This window comes from Aeromonas veronii, assembly GCA_041319085.1.
In the GTDB taxonomy this organism is placed as follows: Bacteria; Pseudomonadota; Gammaproteobacteria; order Enterobacterales; family Aeromonadaceae; genus Aeromonas; species Aeromonas veronii_F.
Window position 1 is genome coordinate 4,179,811 of the sequence record CP101033.1, and the last position, 13,907, is coordinate 4,193,717.

A 13,907-nucleotide genomic window follows, 5' to 3' on the forward strand; every position below is an offset into this window, starting at 1 on the left:
TTATCATCCCCTTTTGCTGATGGAGCTGCACATGAACCCATTCAAAGGCCGGCATTTTCAGCGTGACATCATTCTGTGGGCCGTACGCTGGTACTGCAAATACGGCATCAGTTACCGTGAGCTGCAGGAGATGCTGGCTGAACGCGGAGTGAATGTCGATCACTCCACGATTTACCGCTGGGTTCAGCGTTATGCGCCTGAAATGGAAAAACGGCTGCGCTGGTACTGGCGTAACCCTTCCGATCTTTGCCCGTGGCACATGGATGAAACCTACGTGAAGGTCAATGGCCGCTGGGCGTATCTGTACCGGGCCGTCGACAGCCGGGGCCGCACTGTCGATTTTTATCTCTCCTCCCGTCGTAACAGCAAAGCTGCATACCGGTTTCTGGGTAAAATCCTCAACAACGTGAAGAAGTGGCAGATCCCGCGATTCATCAACACGGATAAAGCGCCCGCCTATGGTCGCGCGCTTGCTCTGCTCAAACGCGAAGGCCGGTGCCCGTCTGACGTTGAACACCGACAGATTAAGTACCGGAACAACGTGATTGAATGCGATCATGGCAAACTGAAACGGATAATCGGCGCCACGCTGGGATTTAAATCCATGAAGACGGCTTACGCCACCATCAAAGGTATTGAGGTGATGCGTGCACTACGCAAAGGCCAGGCCTCAGCATTTTATTATGGTGATCCCCTGGGCGAAATGCGCCTGGTAAGCAGAGTTTTTGAAATGTAAGGCCTTTGAATAAGACAAAAGGCTGCCTCATCGCTAACTTTGCAACAGTGCCGCGCGACGAGCAGCAGCACCAGGAGCAGAAGCACGTCGAGAAAAAGCAACAGCAGATCGAGCAGCGCCCACGGCGGGCCGCTCGCATCGGATAAGTCGAAAAATCCGGCTAAAGTGGCCGAGCTGCACATCAGGCCGCGCGGTTTTCCTCCCTGATCGCCGGCGCGGTTTCTTCCTCCCTGAACCGCATGCAGACTTGCCGCCTCGGACACCCCGAGGCGGTTTTTTTTCGCCTCGCTCGAGCATCGCCGCATCCGACGATGCCGAGACGACCAGGCCGCGCACGTCGAGCTGCAGCATCGCCATTGCCGACGATGGCACCAGGTCGCCGGCGGTGGCCACCGACCTCGAGCTCGCATCGCCACATCCGACGATGCGCGCCGGCGTCGACCATCGCCAGGTCTGACGATGGCGGCCGCCCTGCCCTGGATCTCGCATCGCCATTTCTGGCGATGAGATCCACGGAGCGGCCATTTAGACCCGCCAATAACGACCCGGCCAAGATAAATCGCATGACGGCCTTTTTGGCCGGGGGTAGCATGACCGGACACTTTGCGTATGCCCAAAGGAGCCCGCAAGTATGCGCAGGACGAAGCCAGTAGCCGCGCCGATGGTGGCGCGGGTCTATCTGCGCGTCAGCACCGACGCGCAGGACTTGGAACGCCAAGAGGCGATCAAGGCCGCCGGCTACTACGTCGCCGGCATCTACCGTGAGAAGGCATCCGGCGCACGCGCCGACCGGCCTGAGCTGCTGCGCATGATCGGCGACCTACAGCCCGGCGAGGTGGTCATTGCCGAGAAGATCGACCGCATCAGCCGCCTACCTTTGCCCGAGGCCGAGCGCCTGGTGGCCTCGATACAGGCCAAAGGCGCACGCCTGGCCGTCCCTGGCGTGGTCGATCTATCCGACCTGGCGGCCGAGGCCCAGGGCGTCGCCAAGATCGTGCTGGAAGCCGTGCAGATCATGCTTTTTCGCCTGGCCTTGCAGATGGCCCGCGACGACTACGAGGACAGGCGCGAACGCCAGCGCCAAGGCATTGAGTTGGCCCGCCAGGCCGGGCGGTACAAGGGCCGCCGTGCTGATCCGAAGCGCCGCGCCCAAGTTGTCGCGCTGCGCAAGTCCGGCTACAGCATCAACAAGACCGCCGAGCTGGCCGGGTACAGTGCGGCCCAGGTGAAACGGATATGGGCCGAGGTCAGCCAGGCCGAAGCGAAGCAGCACGGCGCGTTCGTGGAGGACGCATTGACGGAAGCCGATGCCCTGGCCGCTGTCGGCCAGGATGAGCGCCAGGAGGAAAGGGCATGAAGAAGCCGAACCAAGACGACGAGCCGTTTTTCATCACCGAGGAGATTGCGGCCGAAATGATCGCCGGCGGCTATGAGTTCGAGCTGCCGCCCATTCCTTGCACCATCCGCCTACGCGACGTGCTGGAGCGCATGACCGATGCTGAGCTAGCATTGCAGCCGGGCGAGATCGCCGACCAGGAGCGTGAACGCTGCCGGCGCAAGCCGTGTTCAACCTCATGATCTGGTCATGGTATTTTTCATGGCACTGAGCCTGATAGTTCTTGCAAATTGTTGTCACTAAAGGGTTTTGTGTGCTTGTTTACAATCGAGTGGGAGTGACGGGCACTGGCTGGCAATGTCTAGCAACGGCAGGCATTTCGGCTGAGGGTAAAAGAACTTTCCGCTAAGCGATAGACTGTATGTAAACACAGTATTGCAAGGACGCGGAACATGCCTCATGTGGCGGCCAGGACGGCCAGCCGGGATCGGGATACTGGTCGTTACCAGAGCCACCGACCCGAGCAAACCCTTCTCTATCAGATCGTTGACGAGTATTACCCGGCATTCGCTGCGCTTATGGCAGAGCAGGGAAAGGAATTGCCGGGCTATGTGCAACGGGAATTTGAAGAATTTCTCCAATGCGGGCGGCTGGAGCATGGCTTTCTACGGGTTCGCTGCGAGTCTTGCCACGCCGAGCACCTGGTCGCTTTCAGCTGTAAGCGTCGCGGTTTCTGCCCGAGCTGTGGGGCGCGGCGGATGGCCGAAAGTGCCGCCTTGCTGGTTGATGAAGTACTGCCTGAACAACCCATGCGTCAGTGGGTGTTGAGCTTCCCGTTTCAGCTGCGTTTCCTGTTTGCCAGCCGGCCCGAGATCATGGGGTGGGTGCTGGGCATCGTTTACCGCGTCATTGCCACGCACCTGGTCAAGAAAGCGGGCCATACCCACCAAGTGGCCAAGACGGGCGCGGTCACCCTGATCCAGCGTTTTGGATCGGCGCTCAATCTGAATGTTCACTTCCACATGCTGTTTCTCGACGGTGTGTATGTCGAGCAATCCCACGGCTCAGCGCGTTTCCGCTGGGTCAAGGCGCCGACCAGCCCAGAGCTCACCCAGCTGACGCACACCATCGCCCACCGGGTGGGTCGCTATCTGGAACGGCAAGGCCTGCTGGAACGGGATGTCGAAAACAGCTATCTGGCCTCGGATGCGGTGGATGACGACCCGATGACACCCCTGCTGGGGCACTCGATCACTTACCGTATCGCTGTCGGTTCACAGGCGGGGCGAAAGGTGTTCACTTTGCAAACTCTGCCGACCAGTGGTGATCCGTTCGGTGACGGGATTGGCAAGGTAGCCGGGTTCAGCCTGCACGCCGGCGTGGCGGCCAGGGCCGATGAACGCAAGAAGCTCGAACGGCTGTGCCGGTACATCAGCCGCCCGGCGGTATCCGAGAAGCGGCTGTCGTTAACACGAGGCGGCAACGTGCGCTACCAGCTCAAGACGCCGTACCGGGACGGCACCACGCACGTCATTTTCGAACCATTGGATTTCATTGCAAGGCTGGCCGCCCTGGTACCGAAGCCCAGAGTCAACCTAACCCGCTTCCACGGGGTGTTCGCACCCAACAGTCGGCACCGGGCGTTGGTCACGCCGGCAAAACGGGGCAGGGGCAACAAGGTCAGGGTGGCTGATGAACCGGCAACACCAGCACAACGGCGAGCGTCGATGACATGGGCGCAACGGCTCAAGCGTGTTTTCAATATCGACATCGAGACCTGCAGCGGCTGCGGCGGCGCCATGAAAGTCATCGCCTGCATTGAAGACCCTATAGTGATCAAGCAGATCCTTGATCACCTGAAGCACAAAGCCGAAACCAGCGGGACCAGGGCGTTACCCGAAAGCCGGGCGCCACCGGCTGAGCTGCTCCTGGGTCTGTTTGACTGACGAGCCTGAAGGCCAACGATACCAATCAAAATGCTGCGTTCACAGCGCCGCGGCAGGGATCCGCCGTGCTGGTTGTCGGAAAAGGAGCCGCTAGTGGGAAAGAGGAGGGTAAATTTTCAGCGTTGCTGGCTCCCCGTCAGCCGGATTGGGTTGCATCGCAGGGGTGTCGAAAGAGTCAACTGCGGTCCAAAGCTGTTGGACTTGGGTGAAAAGGGCGTTTATTCTTCCTATACGTCCATGACGCCGGCCGAGACAGTCAGGCCAGCGTTCGCGTCCTTTCCCCGGTCGATCTGAACAAACAGATCGGATCGGACGGCGCGACCTGGCTGGACCGGCGGCTGATCCACGGCGAGACGGCCGACCTTGCGCCAACCGGCTTCGGGCAACAAGTCCGCGAAGCCATGGACCAGCGCCGCGAGCACCATATCGAACAGGGCGACGCCACCCGCAGCCGGGACAGCCGCGTCTTCTACCGGCGCAACCTTCTCGCCATCCTGCGGGAGCGCGAGGTAGCCGGCGTCGGATCGGATATGGCTTTGAGTAAGGGCCTGCCGTTCCGCGCCGCCACGGACGGCGAGAGCGTCAGCGGCAAGTTTACCGGAACCGTGCATCTATCGAGCGGCAAGTTCGCCGTGGTCGAGAAATCCCATGAGTTCACCCTTGTCCCGTGGCGGCCGATCATCGACCGCCAACTCGGCCGCGAGGTTATGGGCATCGTGCAGGGCGGGTCGGTGTCGTGGCAGTTAGGGCGGCAGAGGGGGCTGGAACGCTGAGTGCGCCCATGCCGCATTGCGAAGCAAAAGATAATCGGATAAAATGTAGCAATTCATATTCGTAAGCGTGGAGTAATCAGATGGGAAATTCCAAGTCAGCAGACAAGTAAGCCGCAACAACCAGTATTGTTGTTGCGGCGCTCTGTAAGGCTAGTCTCATCTGATTGCTGACGAGCAGACGTCGCCCGGTATTCCTTAATCGAGGGTTGATTCGTCATGACCACCACACGCCCCGCGTGGGCCTATACGCTGCCGGCAGCACTGCTGCTGATGGCTCCTTTCGACATCCTCGCTTCACTGGCGATGGATATTTATCTCCCTGTCGTTCCAGCGATGCCCGGCATCCTGAACACGACGCCCGCTATGATCCAACTCACGTTGAGCCTCTATATGGTGATGCTCGGCGTGGGCCAGGTGATTTTTGGTCCGCTCTCAGACAGAATCGGGCGACGGCCAATTCTACTTGCGGGCGCAACGGCTTTCGTCATTGCGTCTCTGGGAGCAGCTTGGTCTTCAACTGCACCGGCCTTTGTCGCTTTCCGTCTACTTCAAGCAGTGGGCGCGTCGGCCATGCTGGTGGCGACGTTCGCGACGGTTCGCGACGTTTATGCCAACCGTCCTGAGGGTGTCGTCATCTACGGCCTTTTCAGTTCGATGCTGGCGTTCGTGCCTGCGCTCGGCCCTATCGCCGGAGCATTGATCGGCGAGTTCTTGGGATGGCAGGCGATATTCATTACTTTGGCTATACTGGCGATGCTCGCACTCCTAAATGCGGGTTTCAGGTGGCACGAAACCCGCCCTCTGGATCAAGTCAAGACGCGCCGATCTGTCTTGCCGATCTTCGCGAGTCCGGCTTTTTGGGTTTACACTGTCGGCTTTAGCGCCGGTATGGGCACCTACTTCGTCTTCTTCTCGACGGCTCCCGGTGTGCTCATAGGCCAAGCGGAATATTCCGAGATCGGATTCAGCTTTGCCTTCGCCACTGTCGCGCTTGTAATGATCGTGACAACCCGTTTCGCGAAGTCCTTTGTCGCCAGATGGGGCATCGCAGGATGCGTGGCGCGTGGGATGGCGTTGCTTGTTTGCGGAGCGGTCCTGTTGGGGATCGGCGAACTTTACGGCTCGCCGTCATTCCTCACCTTCATCCTACCGATGTGGGTTGTCGCGGTCGGTATTGTCTTCACGGTGTCCGTTACCGCGAACGGCGCTTTGGCAGAGTTCGACGACATCGCGGGATCAGCGGTCGCGTTCTACTTCTGCGTTCAAAGCCTGATAGTCAGCATTGTCGGGACATTGGCGGTGGCACTTTTAAACGGTGACACAGCGTGGCCCGTGATCTGTTACGCCACGGCGATGGCGGTACTGGTTTCGTTGGGGCTGGTGCTCCTTCGGCTCCGTGGGGCTGCCACCGAGAAGTCGCCAGTCGTCTAACCGACGACTGGTAGCAGGCCCGCTCCGATGCGGCGCACTAACCATCGAAACCTCGTGAATGTCGGTATCCTGTCTGGCAGGATACCGCTCATTTCCCTTGTTCAGTTCATCGCCGTCGCCGAGCATCTGAATTTTCGGCATGCGGCCAAGGCACTTGGTATCAGCCAGTCGAGCGTCAGCGCGCGTGTGAAAGCGCTGGAGGATAACCTTGGTGTCCTGCTATTTGAGCGCCATGCGCGGGGCGTTCGGCTAACAGACGCAGGCAGGCACTTCATGGAGCGTGTCACGGCGGGTGTCGATCAACTCGATCACGCAGTGAAGACCGCGGAGTGACGGGCACTGGCTGGCAATGTCTAGCAACGGCAGGCATTTCGGCTGAGGGTAAAAGAACTTTCCGCTAAGCGATAGACTGTATGTAAACACAGTATTGCAAGGACGCGGAACATGCCTCATGTGGCGGCCAGGACGGCCAGCCGGGATCGGGATACTGGTCGTTACCAGAGCCACCGACCCGAGCAAACCCTTCTCTATCAGATCGTTGACGAGTATTACCCGGCATTCGCTGCGCTTATGGCAGAGCAGGGAAAGGAATTGCCGGGCTATGTGCAACGGGAATTTGAAGAATTTCTCCAATGCGGGCGGCTGGAGCATGGCTTTCTACGGGTTCGCTGCGAGTCTTGCCACGCCGAGCACCTGGTCGCTTTCAGCTGTAAGCGTCGCGGTTTCTGCCCGAGCTGTGGGGCGCGGCGGATGGCCGAAAGTGCCGCCTTGCTGGTTGATGAAGTACTGCCTGAACAACCCATGCGTCAGTGGGTGTTGAGCTTCCCGTTTCAGCTGCGTTTCCTGTTTGCCAGCCGGCCCGAGATCATGGGGTGGGTGCTGGGCATCGTTTACCGCGTCATTGCCACGCACCTGGTCAAGAAAGCGGGCCATACCCACCAAGTGGCCAAGACGGGCGCGGTCACCCTGATCCAGCGTTTTGGATCGGCGCTCAATCTGAATGTTCACTTCCACATGCTGTTTCTCGACGGTGTGTATGTCGAGCAATCCCACGGCTCAGCGCGTTTCCGCTGGGTCAAGGCGCCGACCAGCCCAGAGCTCACCCAGCTGACGCACACCATCGCCCACCGGGTGGGTCGCTATCTGGAACGGCAAGGCCTGCTGGAACGGGATGTCGAAAACAGCTATCTGGCCTCGGATGCGGTGGATGACGACCCGATGACACCCCTGCTGGGGCACTCGATCACTTACCGTATCGCTGTCGGTTCACAGGCGGGGCGAAAGGTGTTCACTTTGCAAACTCTGCCGACCAGTGGTGATCCGTTCGGTGACGGGATTGGCAAGGTAGCCGGGTCCAGCCTGCACGCCGGCGTGGCGGCCAGGGCCGATGAACGCAAGAAGCTCGAACGGCTGTGCCGGTACATCAGCCGCCCGGCGGTATCCGAGAAGCGGCTGTCGTTAACACGAGGCGGCAACGTGCGCTACCAGCTCAAGACGCCGTACCGGGACGGCACCACGCACGTCATTTTCGAACCATTGGATTTCATTGCAAGGCTGGCCGCCCTGGTACCGAAGCCCAGAGTCAACCTAACCCGCTTCCACGGGGTGTTCGCACCCAACAGTCGGCACCGGGCGTTGGTCACGCCGGCAAAACGGGGCAGGGGCAACAAGGTCAGGGTGGCTGATGAACCGGCAACACCAGCACAACGGCGAGCGTCGATGACATGGGCGCAACGGCTCAAGCGTGTTTTCAATATCGACATCGAGACCTGCAGCGGCTGCGGCGGCGCCATGAAAGTCATCGCCTGCATTGAAGACCCTATAGTGATCAAGCAGATCCTTGATCACCTGAAGCACAAAGCCGAAACCAGCGGGACCAGGGCGTTACCCGAAAGCCGGGCGCCACCGGCTGAGCTGCTCCTGGGTCTGTTTGACTGACGAGCCTGAAGGCCAACGATACCAATCAAAATGCTGCGTTCACAGCGCCGCGGCAGGGATCCGCCGTGCTGGTTGTCGGAAAAGGAGCCGCTAGTGGGAAAGAGGAGGGTAAATTTTCAGCGTTGCTGGCTCCCCGTCAGCCGGATTGGGTTGCATCGCAGGGGTGTCGAAAGAGTCAACTGCGGTCCAAAGCTGTTGGACTTGGGTGAAAAGGGCGTTTATTCTTCCTATACGTTGTCGGCAGCGGGCCAAAAAGGAATACGTCCATGCCCATCGAGGTGAAACCGGCTGTGAGCGCGGGTTCAAGCATATAGCCCGACAGGCGCGTATCCTTGCCGATCACGACACGATGGCGGTGGTCACCGCGACGAAAGACACGGCCAGCCGCCATGCCGACGCGCAAGGCGGTTTCCGCCGTCATCGCGCCTTCGTTGGCTTTGCCACGAATACCGTCTGTGCCGAAATATTTGCGCACCATAAGGTCGATTATCCTGTCGTCGGGTCGCCCTCAAAGGGGACATGCCTGCTGAACCGCGAATATAGAGAAATATCCCGAATGTGCAGTTAACGAATTCTTGCGGTTTCTTTCAGCGCCGCCAATACCGCCAGCCCGTCGCGCAAGGGGCGCGGCTCGTGTGTGCGGATGAAGTCAGCTCCACCTGCGGCGGCGGCAAGCTCTGCAGCGAGTGTCGCGGCCCCGACATCCCCCGGACCACGGCCTGTGAGCGCGCGCAGAAAGGATTTGCGCGAAACAGACAGAAGCACCGGCAAATCGAAGCGCAGCCGCAATTCATCGAACCGCGCCAGCACCGAGAGCGAGGTTTCGGGAGCAGCCCCCAGAAAAAACCCCATGCCGGGATCAAGGACAAGGCGGTTGCGTTTGATACCGGCACCCGTCAGCGCCGCGATGCGCGCGTCAAAGAACGCCGCAATGTGATCCATGATGTCGCCAGCGGGTGCCTCGCGCCGATCTGCCTGCCCGTCTTGCACCGAATGCATAACGACGAGTTTGGCAGATGATTTCGCCAATTGCGGATAGAACGCAGCGTCTGGAAAACCGCGAATATCATTGAGATAGGCCACACCACGCGACAAGGCATAGGCTTGCGTCGCGGGTTGATAACTGTCGAGCGAGACGGGAATGCCATCTGCCTTGAGCGCGTCCAGCACCGGCGCGATACGCGCGATTTCTGTGTCGGACGAAACAGGCGCGGCGTCGGGATTGCTGGATGCCGGACCGAGGTCGATCACATCTGCCCCCTCGGCCATCAGCTTACGCGCCTGCGCAATGGCTGCGTCTGGCGCCAGATACCGGCCTCCATCGGAGAAACTGTCCGAGGTTATGTTGACGATGCCGAAAATGATGAGCGATTTATTCATGGGGGCTTCTATAATAATAATAATCGAGCATGAGTCTCATACGGATGCTCGGGTCGAAAGGGAATCCCCAGGCGAGTAACCTGTTTGCGGTGATCCATTAGCTGCAGGAGCAGAATAGCATACATCTGGAAGCAAAGCCAGGAAAGCGGCCTATGGAGCTGTGCGGCAGCGCTCAGTAGGCAATTTTTCAAAATATTGTTAAGCCTTTTCTGAGCATGGTATTTTTCATGGTATTACCAATTAGCAGGAAAATAAGCCATTGAATATAAAAGATAAAAATGTCTTGTTTACAATAGAGTGGGTATCGGAGACGAAGAAGGACAAGGTACATGCTGACCGATACCAAGCTGCGCAATCTCAAGCCCAGGGACAAACTCTACAAAGTGAATGACCGGGAAGGTCTCTATGTGGGGGTCGCCTCAGAAAACGGAATCTATGGTCACTCCCGTTTTTGCAACACCGATTTTGACGACAAGTTGGCTTGCTTGAATCTATCCGGCGTCTGAATGGGATTTTATTCCCGCGCCTCGATGAGTTCCGCGCCTGATGAACCTCCAGAAAATATACGGCTTCAATGAGCCTTTCCGTTTTACAGGTTCCTCAACAGGCCGGTGGGCCGTTAGTATCATCAATATCAGTATTCGCAAAACCAGATGAATGATTGTTTAAACTGGTGTATTTCTGCCTTTATGCTTCGTAAGTTTGCTGTCGCGCCGTCAGTGCCCAGGCTATTCTGGCCAGCTTGTTTGCCAGAGCACAGGTGACGACAAAGTTGCTTTTCCGACACAACAACTCCCTGACCCAGTCGGCCAACTTGCCAGACTGGTGTTCCAGTTTTTGTATGAATACCCTGGCACACTGAACCAACAAAGTTCGGATCTTTTTGTTGCCCCGCTTGCTAATCCCTAACAATGTCGTCCGACCTCCCGTGCTGTACTGTCGGGGTACCAGCCCTGTTGCCGCCGCAAAGTCACGGCTGCTGGCGTACTGCTTCCCGTCGCCAATCTCAGTTGAAATAGTACTGGCAGTCAGCGTTCCAACGCAGGGAATACTCAGCAAGCGCTGTCCAACCTCATCTTCGTCCAACTTTCGTTTCAACTGAGATTCCAGATCTTTAATCTGCTCAACAAGATAGTGATAATGCTGTTGTAATTTCAGCAGTAACTGGCTGAGATAAAGAGGCAAACTACTGTCCTCAAGAAGGGTACTCAGTCGACTAATAACGGCAGCACCTCGCGGAACGCTGATACCAAATTCCAGCAGAAAAGCATGCATCTGATTAGTTGTTTTCACCTTATCCTGAACCAGGGATTCACGGACACGATGCAGAGCTCGCATTGCCTGCTGAGATTCGGTTCTGGGCTGCACGAAACGCATAGATGGACGTGATGCTGCTTCACAGATAGCTTCAGCATCAACGAAGTCATTTTTGTTGCTTTTAACGGCACTGTTGCAAAGTTAGCGATGAGGCAGCCTTTTGTCTTATTCAAAGGCCTTACATTTCAAAAACTCTGCTTACCAGGCGCATTTCGCCCAGGGGATCACCATAATAAAATGCTGAGGCCTGGCCTTTGCGTAGTGCACGCATCACCTCAATACCTTTGATGGTGGCGTAAGCCGTCTTCATGGATTTAAATCCCAGCGTGGCGCCGATTATCCGTTTCAGTTTGCCATGATCGCATTCAATCACGTTGTTCCGGTACTTAATCTGTCGGTGTTCAACGTCAGACGGGCACCGGCCTTCGCGTTTGAGCAGAGCAAGCGCGCGACCATAGGCGGGCGCTTTATCCGTGTTGATGAATCGCGGGATCTGCCACTTCTTCACGTTGTTGAGGATTTTACCCAGAAACCGGTATGCAGCTTTGCTGTTACGACGGGAGGAGAGATAAAAATCGACAGTGCGGCCCCGGCTGTCGACGGCCCGGTACAGATACGCCCAGCGGCCATTGACCTTCACGTAGGTTTCATCCATGTGCCACGGGCAAAGATCGGAAGGGTTACGCCAGTACCAGCGCAGCCGTTTTTCCATTTCAGGCGCATAACGCTGAACCCAGCGGTAAATCGTGGAGTGATCGACATTCACTCCGCGTTCAGCCAGCATCTCCTGCAGCTCACGGTAACTGATGCCGTATTTGCAGTACCAGCGTACGGCCCACAGAATGATGTCACGCTGAAAATGCCGGCCTTTGAATGGGTTCATGTGCAGCTCCATCAGCAAAAGGGGATGATAAGTTTATCACCACCGACTATTTGCAACAGTGCCCTTTCGACTACCTCCCCTCAAAGCCATATCACGTACGTTAATCCTGACTTCATTAAAATCAGTGGTTTCACTGAGGAAGAACTATTAGGCCAGCCTCACAACATCGTAAGACACCCAGATATGCCGCCTGCTGCATTTGAGCATATGTGGAGTACATTAAAATCTGGCCGCTCATGGATGGGGCTAGTAAAAAATCGCTGTAAAAATGGCGACCACTATTGGGTAAGTGCTTATGTAACGCCAATAGCTAAGAATGGTTCGATTGTTGAATACCAGTCTGTAAGGACCAAGCCTGAACCTGAGCAGGTTTTGGCTGCGGAAAAATTATATGCTCAATTGAGAAGCGGGAAGGCCGCGAGGCCGAAATTGGCTGCTAGCTTTTCCGTGAAAATACTCTTGCTCATATGGGGTAGTATTATATCAAGCGCAATGGCTGCCGGCATGCTTACTGATACATCAATAAGCAGCTTATTGTTAGCCACTTTAATGTCAGGAAGCTTAAGCTCTGTTAGTGTTTTGGCTATTCTCTCTCCTCTTGGAAGACTGGTTGAAAGAGCCAGGAATATTTCCAATAACCCATTAAGTCAATCCCTCTACACTGGGCGCACCGATGAGTTTGGCCAAATAGAGTTTGCTTTACGAATGATGCAAGCTGAAACAGGCGCCATAGTAGGTCGCATAGGTGATGCATCAAATCGGCTTAGCGAACACACCCGAGGCCTACTAAAGGATATTGAGTCAAGCAATGTACTTACAGTTGAGCAGCAGGCAGAGACAGATCAAATAGCAACGGCAGTAAACCAAATGGTGGCAAGCATTCAAGAGGTTGCGAGCAATGCACAGCATGCTGCAGATGCGGCCGGAAGAGCAGACACTGAGACGGCATCTGGCCAGCGTCTGGTAGCCCACACAAGCCAGTCAATCACTGCCCTTGAAGGTGAAATTAGGCAAGCCACTCAGGTTATTCATGAGCTGAAGGTCAAAGTAACGAGATATCAAAAGTTCTTGACGTTATACGAGGGATCGCCGAGCAAACGAATTTGTTGGCACTCAACGCAGCAATTGAGGCCGCGCGTGCTGGTGAGCAGGGGCGTGGTTTTGCTGTTGTCGCCGATGAGGTTCGCAGTCTTGCTGCTCGCACACAGCAATCGACAACGGATATTCAAAGCATGATCAGCGCTCTACAAGAGCGAGCGCAATCCGCTGTTACAGTCATGGAGCAAAGTAGTCGGCAAGCGCACACGAGTGTAGCTCACGCAGAGGAAGCAGCTACAGCTCTTGATGGAATTGGCCAACGCGTTAACGAAATTACCGACATGAACGCGCAAATAGCGACTGCGGTCGAGCAGCAGGGAGCAGTAAGTGAAGACATAAACCGCAGTATTATCAATATACGCGATGCTGCTGATACCAATGTACAGACCGGGCAGAATAATTTGCAAAGTGCGAAATCTGTCGCTCAGTTAACTAGCGCTCTGAGCGAACTGGCAAAACAGTTTTGGGAAAAACGAGGATAACGCTTTTCAGTATCTCGACAGGGATAACTTACTTTACCATCGGTTATCCCTTTTAGCCGCACAAATTTTAGCCATGGCTTTTCAGGAAGTCAGGGCTATCAGAATGGCCTTAGAAAGCCTAGTCAAAGAGCTGTCACGAGAACACCGTTAGCTTAGCGTACGATTTTTTCCGAATTCTGCGGTTCCCCCATCATCAAGCTGGCTAGGTAAGGGCCAGGTCAGGCCGAGCGTCTGGGCACTTTTGAGGAGTTTCTGGATGGAGCCAACGCTGACCTTGGTGCAGCAACTTATCTGGCGAACAGAGAGGTCAGCTTCCAGCCGCAGTCGCAGCACTTCACGAATTTTACGCATTGCAATCCTCTTGGCAGACATAGGCTCTTCCCTGGCAAAAGGGAGAGCGTATCAAAGGTTGTTAAATCAATGCGTTAAGGATGATTCCGGTGAATGTGAACAGTGATTCCGGGATGTTGAACACTGTTTCCGGAAAGGAGGAGCAAAGTGTTCAGGTTGAGCCGGAATGAGCGTTCACATTGGTCCGGAAATGGTGTTCACGTTGAACCGGAATCGGTGTTCATGATCGGCCGGAA

At 56.3% G+C, this 13,907-nt stretch carries 13 protein-coding genes and 4 pseudogenes; 12 read left to right on the forward strand and 5 right to left on the reverse strand.

The annotated features are described in order from the left end of the window. Positions 1–31: 31 nt before the first annotated feature. The 9 genes from NMD14_19925 to NMD14_19965 all read left to right on the forward strand — a co-directional run bounded on the left by NMD14_19925 (position 32) and on the right by NMD14_19965 (position 8,160). A complete protein-coding gene (locus NMD14_19925; protein XEI32895.1) occupies positions 32–736 on the forward strand; it encodes an IS6-like element IS26 family transposase in 705 nt (234 codons plus the stop codon). 5 nt (positions 737–741) lie between these two features. Then, a complete protein-coding gene (locus NMD14_19930) occupies positions 742–882 on the forward strand; it encodes a hypothetical protein (protein XEI32896.1) in 141 nt (46 codons plus the stop codon). 485 nt (positions 883–1,367) lie between these two features. Further along, positions 1,368–2,093 (forward strand): recombinase family protein, encoded by a 726-nt coding sequence (locus tag NMD14_19935; protein XEI32897.1) that lies wholly within the window; start codon positions 1,368–1,370, stop codon positions 2,091–2,093. After that, a complete protein-coding gene (locus NMD14_19940) occupies positions 2,090–2,314 on the forward strand; it encodes a hypothetical protein (GenBank protein ID XEI32898.1) in 225 nt (74 codons plus the stop codon). Before NMD14_19935 ends, NMD14_19940 begins: the two co-directional genes overlap by 4 nt. A 210-nt stretch (positions 2,315–2,524) precedes the next feature. Further along, the gene (locus NMD14_19945) at positions 2,525–4,018 is read left to right on the forward strand and encodes an IS91-like element ISVsa3 family transposase (protein ID XEI32899.1); all 1,494 of its coding nucleotides are present in this window, start codon (positions 2,525–2,527) and stop codon (positions 4,016–4,018) included. 290 nt (positions 4,019–4,308) lie between these two features. Further along, positions 4,309–4,791, forward strand: coding sequence for a DUF3363 domain-containing protein (locus NMD14_19950; protein ID XEI34808.1), 483 nt, complete (start codon positions 4,309–4,311; stop codon positions 4,789–4,791). A 216-nt stretch (positions 4,792–5,007) separates the two neighbouring features. Then, on the forward strand, positions 5,008–6,222 hold the full coding sequence (floR, locus tag NMD14_19955; GenBank protein XEI32900.1) for a chloramphenicol/florfenicol efflux MFS transporter FloR: 1,215 nt from the start codon (positions 5,008–5,010) through the stop codon (positions 6,220–6,222). Positions 6,223–6,249: 27 nt separating this feature from the next. Then, positions 6,250–6,555 (forward strand): LysR family transcriptional regulator, encoded by a 306-nt coding sequence (locus tag NMD14_19960; protein ID XEI32901.1) that lies wholly within the window; start codon positions 6,250–6,252, stop codon positions 6,553–6,555. 111 nt (positions 6,556–6,666) lie between these two features. Beyond that, on the forward strand, positions 6,667–8,160 hold the full coding sequence (locus tag NMD14_19965; GenBank protein ID XEI32902.1) for an IS91-like element ISVsa3 family transposase: 1,494 nt from the start codon (positions 6,667–6,669) through the stop codon (positions 8,158–8,160). 175 nt (positions 8,161–8,335) lie between these two features. Here NMD14_19965 and NMD14_19970 read toward each other — a convergent pair whose 3' ends face one another. Next, a complete protein-coding gene (locus tag NMD14_19970; protein XEI32903.1) occupies positions 8,336–8,638 on the reverse strand; it encodes a hypothetical protein in 303 nt (100 codons plus the stop codon). An 86-nt stretch (positions 8,639–8,724) separates the two neighbouring features. Then, positions 8,725–9,540: a sulfonamide-resistant dihydropteroate synthase Sul2 gene (gene sul2 / locus NMD14_19975; GenBank protein ID XEI32904.1), complete on the reverse strand. Its 816-nt coding sequence runs from the start codon at positions 9,538–9,540 to the stop codon at positions 8,725–8,727. Positions 9,541–9,869: 329 nt separating this feature from the next. Here sul2 and NMD14_19980 point away from each other — a divergent pair. Beyond that, positions 9,870–9,956 (forward strand): annotated as a pseudogene (locus tag NMD14_19980) (Arm DNA-binding domain-containing protein). 271 nt (positions 9,957–10,227) lie between these two features. On the opposite strand, the pseudogene NMD14_19985 reads toward NMD14_19980, so the two are convergent. Beyond that, positions 10,228–10,983 (reverse strand): annotated as a pseudogene (locus tag NMD14_19985) (IS110-like element IS5075 family transposase). A 52-nt stretch (positions 10,984–11,035) separates the two neighbouring features. After that, complete coding sequence (locus tag NMD14_19990; protein ID XEI32905.1) at positions 11,036–11,740, reverse strand: IS6-like element IS26 family transposase; 705 nt, start codon at positions 11,738–11,740, stop codon at positions 11,036–11,038. 24 nt (positions 11,741–11,764) lie between these two features. Here NMD14_19990 and NMD14_19995 point away from each other — a divergent pair. Beyond that, a pseudogene (locus NMD14_19995) lies at positions 11,765–12,397 on the forward strand (PAS domain-containing protein). Positions 12,398–12,843: 446 nt separating this feature from the next. After that, the gene (locus NMD14_20000) at positions 12,844–13,320 is read left to right on the forward strand and encodes a methyl-accepting chemotaxis protein (GenBank protein XEI32906.1); all 477 of its coding nucleotides are present in this window, start codon (positions 12,844–12,846) and stop codon (positions 13,318–13,320) included. A 186-nt stretch (positions 13,321–13,506) separates the two neighbouring features. Here NMD14_20000 and NMD14_20005 read toward each other — a convergent pair. After that, a pseudogene (locus NMD14_20005) lies at positions 13,507–13,692 on the reverse strand (IS21 family transposase). Between the last annotated feature and the right edge of the window lie 215 nt (positions 13,693–13,907).

Bases quoted from the DNA above. Each gene is read 5' to 3' on its own strand.
- NMD14_19925 (XEI32895.1), top strand. From the start codon at position 32: ATGAACCCATTCAAAGGCCGGCATTTTCAGCGTGACATCATTCTGTGG.
- NMD14_19935 (XEI32897.1), top strand. From the start codon at position 1,368: ATGCGCAGGACGAAGCCAGTAGCCGCGCCGATGGTGGCGCGGGTCTAT.
- NMD14_19940 (XEI32898.1), top strand. From the start codon at position 2,090: ATGAAGAAGCCGAACCAAGACGACGAGCCGTTTTTCATCACCGAGGAG.
- NMD14_19945 (XEI32899.1), top strand. From the start codon at position 2,525: ATGCCTCATGTGGCGGCCAGGACGGCCAGCCGGGATCGGGATACTGGT.
- floR (XEI32900.1), top strand. From the start codon at position 5,008: ATGACCACCACACGCCCCGCGTGGGCCTATACGCTGCCGGCAGCACTG.
- NMD14_19960 (XEI32901.1), top strand. From the start codon at position 6,250: ATGCGGCGCACTAACCATCGAAACCTCGTGAATGTCGGTATCCTGTCT.
- NMD14_19965 (XEI32902.1), top strand. From the start codon at position 6,667: ATGCCTCATGTGGCGGCCAGGACGGCCAGCCGGGATCGGGATACTGGT.
- NMD14_19970 (XEI32903.1), bottom strand. From the start codon at position 8,638: ATGGTGCGCAAATATTTCGGCACAGACGGTATTCGTGGCAAAGCCAAC.
- sul2 (XEI32904.1), bottom strand. From the start codon at position 9,540: ATGAATAAATCGCTCATCATTTTCGGCATCGTCAACATAACCTCGGAC.
- NMD14_19990 (XEI32905.1), bottom strand. From the start codon at position 11,740: ATGAACCCATTCAAAGGCCGGCATTTTCAGCGTGACATCATTCTGTGG.